This window comes from Bacillus sp. S4, assembly GCF_040838205.1.
Lineage (GTDB): Bacteria > Bacillota > Bacilli > Bacillales > Bacillaceae_G > Bacillus_A > Bacillus_A cereus_U.
Genome location: NZ_JBFPJI010000193.1, coordinates 1 through 6,379 on the forward strand (window position 1 = coordinate 1; position 6,379 = coordinate 6,379).

Below are 6,379 nucleotides of genomic sequence, written 5' to 3' on the forward strand. Positions count from 1 at the left end.
ATACAACTACAGTATCTCAATATACCCTTCTGTTCCATGTACCCGAATTCGTTGCCCGTCTTTTATTAGTTTTGTAGCATTCTCTACTCCGACGACTGCTGGTAATCCATATTCACGTGCAATAACTGCTCCATGTGTCATGAGTCCGCCAACTTCGGTGACTAACCCTTTTATAGATACAAACAATGGTGTCCAGCCAGGATCAGTAAATGCGGTAACTAATATATCTCCATCTTCTAAATTCGCATCTTCCATGTTTAAAATAACGCGAGCTCTCCCCTCTATAACTCCTGAAGAAACAGGTAGACCTACAATTGCTTCGGCCGGAAGGTTTTCTCGTTTGTACTTGCCTGTAATGATTTCACCATCAGACGTAATAACACGCGGAGGCGTTAGTTTTTCATATAATTTGTGCTCATTTTTCCGATTATTGATGACTTTGTAATCTAGTTTATTTGTACAAACAACTTCGTGAAGCTCTTCAAAAGTTAGATAGTATATATCTTCTATTTCATGAATAACACTATTTTGCACGAGTTGCTCGGCTTCTATTAATATTGCCTGCTTATATATGAAATAGCGATTAATCATGCCGTACTTTGGATATTCACGATAACCGATAAAATTCCGGATGTTACGAATCATTCGCTTCGTCTCTTCTATTTTTTGTTTACCATCCGGCAAGTGCTGCAATCGCTCTAACAACTCTTCTTCTTTTTTCAAAGCTTCCTGCAGCCCTGCTTCAAATTTCCTTTTACCAGCACCAATTTCAAAATCTCTTATGTTATTTAAAATCATCGGGATAATTGTAGTTGGCTTTTCACTCCAGCGCGTTTTTGTGATATCGATTTCTCCGCTGCATCTCATTCCGTATTTATTCAGAAAAGCATAGATTGCATCTTGTGCTTTATCCCCGCCTTCAAACTTAACTAGCTCATCTAAAAAACTGTCATCTTCTATATGCTGTAAATACGCAATGACTTCTGGATATGGCCGAATCACATCTGCAACATCGAGTAATGCTAGACCCATTTCCGACGTAATATTGTTTTGTACAGATTGTGAAAGTGTGTCTGCTACGTTTTTTTCACCTAGCCATTGCTCCATCTTTTCATTGATCCATGATGAAGCATTCATACCTGCCATAAGGACAGCCATACTTTGCGGGTGAAATAATATTTTCTTTAATTGCTGGATATCTTCTAAAATAAAATCAAGTACATCCAGCCCTGATTTCGTTTGAATGTTTTGTTTTAACTCTTCGATCGATACTTGACTATTCTTTATTAAATCCATAACGATTGCCGGATCGCTTTCGATTTGTGGTTGTGAACTTGCAGGTGGCATACTTTTACCAAGACCCTTTTCTTTTTCATCATCCGGTAACAATTTGATAAAATTATCTCGCTCTATTACAGTCGTTAATGCATCTTTAATAAGCGGCTCCGAGTTCCCTATTGTATTTAATAAAAATTCTCTACTAGCAGGCGACGCCAGTCTTTGTGCAACATCAACAAACAGCCTTCCTCCAGCTTGAAACCTCGGTCCAAAGGATGTTAACTGGAATAAAGACATTCCTAACGGCTTCAAAGGATCGGTCATCATTTGTTGGTGACCAACCGATACATACACATGATTTTCCTGATCATTTGCTTCTGGAATTGGATATAAAGTCGTTATCGGCCTGCTTTGAACAATATAAAATGTGTCATTAACTAAACACCATTCAATATCTTGTGGGCAGCCAAAATAAGCTTCGATCTGTCTTCCAATCTGTGCTAGTTGTAATATTTGTTGTTCCGTAAGCGTTTGAATCTTTTGCTGAGCGAGATTGATTTGTTTCGTCTCTGTTCCGCCCTCTTTTAAGGCATAGATAGCCAATTTTTTAGTTGCGATCATCTTCTCGGCGATTTCGCCTTCTTTTACTTTATAATTATCAGCAGAGACCAGTCCTGATACTAATGCCTCGCCAAGTCCAAAACTGGCATCGATCGATAACACCTTTCGGTTACAAGTAATCGGGTCAGCAGTAAATAAAATTCCCGAAGCCTGCGGGAAAACCATTCTTTGAACGACAACACATATAGAAACTTGGCTATGTTCAAAACCATTTTGCATGCGGTAAATGACTGCTCGATCTGTAAATAAAGAAGCCCAGCACTTTCTTACATGCTGCAAGATTGCTTCTTTTCCGATGATATTTAAATACGTATCTTGTTGACCAGCAAATGAGGCATATGGTAAATCTTCAGCAGTAGCGCTAGAACGCACTGCATAAGCATGTTCATTTCCAAAACGAGAGAGATAATGAGCCACCGCTTCCACTACATCAGAAGGGATTTCTACTTCCATAATGGTTTCTCTAATCTTCTTACTGATTTCAGCAATTTGAGCCCGGTCTTCAATTTTTAACATTGCTAATTGACTCAACAAAGCTTGAAACGCTTCATTTTGTTCGATGGCTTTTTCATACCCTATCGTTGTAACACAAAACCCTTCTGGCACTTGTATCCCTTGAATATTTGATAATTCCCCTAAATTCAATCCTTTTCCGCCAACGAGCGAAAGCTGTGTTTTTTCTATTTCCTGAAAATCGAGAACGAAAGAACTCATTTAACATCTCTCCTTACTGTTCATGTGCTATTGATTGTAGCAGTAGTAAATGAGAATAAACAGTCTATTTTGAACGTGATTTACATGATATAATTAAGTTAGGAAGAGATAATTATTTTTATTCCCCCTCTAATTCACTTCAATTACATCACCAAACTTAAACATTCTCTTATTACGAAAAACATCAGTACATATAATCGTCTTATTTAATGGATGAATATCAACTACTGTTATTTAATTTTTATATAAGTAGCCACCTCTGTAATATGTAAACAGTGTGTATGTTCAATTTCACGACCATTACGACAAAAAAATCACCAACTTCTTTACGTACAGGAAATCGGTGATTTTTGTTTAAATAGTCCCTTAAGGAACTATCAGTTTTTTGTTATGTTCAGATTTTCCAAAACTAGTTTCTTATACTCATCACATATGGATACATTGGATCTCTTAATTCAAAGTCATACGTTTCTCCATTCACAATTCCTACCACCTTCTCACTATCATATAAATTGAGTAAGAAACCGGCCATTTGTTCAGCTGTATGGAACTTAGGAACAACATTATCATATTCAAAATTATCAACATCATAAGACCGTTTTGCAAATTCGGTCTCTGTAGCAGCAGGAGCCAACACTTTTGCTTGCATTGCCGCTCCTTTTTCTTTTAATTCTTGTGCTAGACCTTCTGTAAAGGCACTTACATAGAACTTTGTCGCGCAGTAAGTCACAGCATCGGCCACAATCCTATATCCTCCTCCTGAAGATATATTGATAATTTGAGTTCCTTCAACATCTGCATAATCACGTACATAAAGAGAGGACAGAACGGTTAAAGCCTCAATATTCAAGTGAAGCATCGTCTCAATTTTATTTAACTTTTGCTCCCCAATGGAAGCAAAGTTTCCAAATCCAGCATTATTAATCCAGGTGTCGATTTGATAAACCTGAAGACTTTCATAGAATTCATAAACATTTGCAGTAACAGATAAGTCAACGGTTCGAATGACAACATCCAGGTCTGGATTAATTTCAGCCACTTTTGACTTTAACTTTCCTAATTCCTCCGTTCTGCGTGCTGCTATAATTAAGTTTTTTCCACGAGTCGCAAAAGCAAGAGCGGTTTCATATCCAATTCCTGAGCTAGCCCCTGTAATAACTGTATATTTCATATAAATCCCTCCTGAATTTTATCCAATTGATTTAATTGTAAACGAACTATGAGTTGATTATAATGATTAGAGTAAACTCTAAGTCAAGAAAAATTTATATGGAGGTTTCTTATGTACACTATTGGTGAAGTGGCTAAAATGTTAGAGATAAGTACATATACATTACGGTATTACGAAAAAGAAAAAATTATAATTCCTGTTCGTAACATTAACGGAGACAGACGATATAACGATTCACATATTAAATGGCTGCAATTTGTTATCAAGTTAAAAGAAACACAAATGCCAATTGCGAAAATAAAGAAGTATGCTGCATTAGCTTTGGAAGGAGAACATACCACGACAGAGCGTTTAAATCTTTTAGAAGAACATAAACACTCTATTAAGGAACAAATTAGAACGTTAAAAGCTGCGGATGAGATGCTTGAATATAAAATTACCACTTACAAAGATTTCATCAATAAACGAGATTAAATACAGGTTTTATAAGGAAAATCGCCACAGATTTATGGAATAGAAAGAACCATAACCTTGCCGTTTCCCTCTTATTTCCCACTATTTTTTGGGATTGAACAGTTAAAGATATAAGCTGGTGGTACATTTCTAAGTTCCCTTTTCACATCTATTCTATTAAAAAACTGATTAAGAAAATTCTTTTTAAATTTAGTATATTGAAAGGTAATAAAATTCCCACCTTCCTTTAAAATTTTGGTGGTAGTTAATAATATTTTTTTTGAAACATTTGGGGGTAAACTAGAAAAAGGAAGACCAGAAACAATATAGTCTGCATAAGGAATGCAATAGCCCTGTAGATACTCGTCAATATTTTCCGCAGACCCTAATACAATGAATACATTTTTCTCTTTTTTATATTTTTCTTTCAATAATAAATAAAACTCTTTATTATTTTCCACTAATAAAAGAGTAGTATTCGAACTTCGTTTTTCAAGCAATTTATTCGTGAATACACCCGTACCTGGCCCATATTCAACAATATATTTAGCTTCCTTAAAATTGATGCTTTCCACCATTTTATCTGCAAGAAACTTTGAACTTGGAAGTACTGCACCAACGTTTCTTGGATTCGTTATATATTGAGATAAAAAAGACAGAGGCTTCATATTTAATCACTCCAATAGTTTGAATTTACTACTATAGTTTAAAATTCAAACCTGAAGAAACTAGAGTGACATCCTTAAGAATCCTTAAGATTTGAATAAGCTCTCTAAAAATAGTTTTTCTTAAAGGACATACCTTATAAAAACTCGCTCTCTCCCCTTTACCATAGTTTTTTCAAACGTCAGATACAGAAAACCATATATTTCTCGTTCGCTTTTCAAAGAAAACCTATAAGATTACCAGTAATTATACACATACTTGCGGTCATATCCATGAAAAATTCGTCAGTGCAACGTTTTGTAAGGCTAAACTTGTTACATAATTGGATTTACAATCATTATGTCCGTACATTTTCATATTTCGTACAACCTAATCATCTTTTCATCCATAGCACTTTTGAAGGTACTTCTCCTACTACAGCCCACTTTATATACCGCGAATCGAGTCTTTTTTTAATATATGAAACAATTACATAAAAGTTACGAAGATCTACACAAATAATAATCACACAAGGTCATCACTCAAAGTGACAAACATAATGACCCCCCTGCTCTATTCTCGTTAATCTGCATAAAAGGAATCCCATGCCCGCGTAAATAATACGTAAGCCGTAATGTAACAAAAAGCCTTTATTTTGATCAAACTTTCTTTCAAAGCTACACAATAAAAAAACTCTGTAAAATTTTTTACAGAGTTTTTTTCTAATTATTTATTGTTTTACATATCGAATACGAACGTTATCGTCCATGTGATAAATTTGTAATGTATTACCATCGTAGTTTTGTAGTTTATACATTACACTGTCATTTGTTAGCTTCACTTCTTGACCGTCTTTAACTGCTTTTGTTATTTTTAAGGCTAACTGGAATGACGGAACATCTACTGTATATGTTCCTGTTAAGTAGTTATCCTTATTCGGATAAGAACCATTCGTATAAGACTCAAATGTCTTATCACCTTTTAGTACTAACGTAGTTTTTACGCCACTACCGTAATCAATACCCCAATTACCAATAATTTCAGTACCGTCTTTTATGTTCTTTTGCATGTTTCCATAACTAATTCCTAACTCTTCAGATGTACCAATTGTACCTACGAATACGCCAGTTTTAGCTTGACTTTTATCTGTCTGAGCCTGACTACCAGTAGTTGGGTTTGCTGATATAGAACCACTAGAACTACTTGTTGTACTGGAAGGTTTATCTGTAGTTGTACCACCGCTTACTTCGGATCTTAACTTATCGAATGTAGGTTTCCAAATACGTTTTGCTTCCTCTAGTTTTGTATTTGCTTTATCTAAAATTTCCTTATCAGTCTCTAAGCTGAAACCTTTATCGTTGAATAACTTCTCTATTTCACCGAATGTTTCTCTTAATTTACCTGTAGCTCTTTCAATCTCTTTTTGTTCTTCTTTATGTTTTTGCGGTGCGTAAATCTTCTCTATCTTATCAAATACTTTATAGATGTCTTTAATAC

5 protein-coding genes and 1 pseudogene are annotated in these 6,379 nt (G+C 35.1%); 1 reads left to right on the forward strand and 5 read right to left on the reverse strand.

Features of this window, described 5'->3' with window-relative positions:
- Positions 1–6: 6 nt before the first annotated feature.
- The 3 genes and pseudogenes from ppsA to AB3X48_RS15920 form a co-directional block, all read right to left on the reverse strand.
- Positions 7–2,613: a phosphoenolpyruvate synthase gene (gene ppsA / locus AB3X48_RS15910; protein WP_088099209.1), complete on the reverse strand. Its 2,607-nt coding sequence runs from the start codon at positions 2,611–2,613 to the stop codon at positions 7–9.
- A 129-nt stretch (positions 2,614–2,742) separates the two neighbouring features.
- A pseudogene (locus tag AB3X48_RS15915) lies at positions 2,743–2,889 on the reverse strand (YolD-like family protein); the annotation flags it as partial.
- Positions 2,890–3,022: 133 nt separating this feature from the next.
- Complete coding sequence (locus AB3X48_RS15920; RefSeq protein ID WP_002110647.1) at positions 3,023–3,784, reverse strand: SDR family NAD(P)-dependent oxidoreductase; 762 nt, start codon at positions 3,782–3,784, stop codon at positions 3,023–3,025.
- Between the two features lie 111 nt (positions 3,785–3,895).
- On the opposite strand from AB3X48_RS15920, the gene AB3X48_RS15925 reads away from it, so the two are divergent.
- Positions 3,896–4,258, forward strand: a complete 363-nt coding sequence (locus tag AB3X48_RS15925) for a MerR family transcriptional regulator (RefSeq protein ID WP_002110648.1) — start codon at positions 3,896–3,898, stop codon at positions 4,256–4,258.
- A gap of 71 nt (positions 4,259–4,329) precedes the next feature.
- Here the strand turns inward: AB3X48_RS15925 and AB3X48_RS15930 are convergent, their stop codons facing one another.
- Positions 4,330–4,905, reverse strand: a complete 576-nt coding sequence (locus AB3X48_RS15930; RefSeq protein WP_016105329.1) for a class I SAM-dependent methyltransferase — start codon at positions 4,903–4,905, stop codon at positions 4,330–4,332.
- 707 nt (positions 4,906–5,612) lie between these two features.
- Positions 5,613–6,379 (reverse strand): DUF3994 domain-containing protein (locus AB3X48_RS15945; RefSeq protein ID WP_367959725.1); only part of this gene is annotated, 767 nt, incomplete at its 5' end.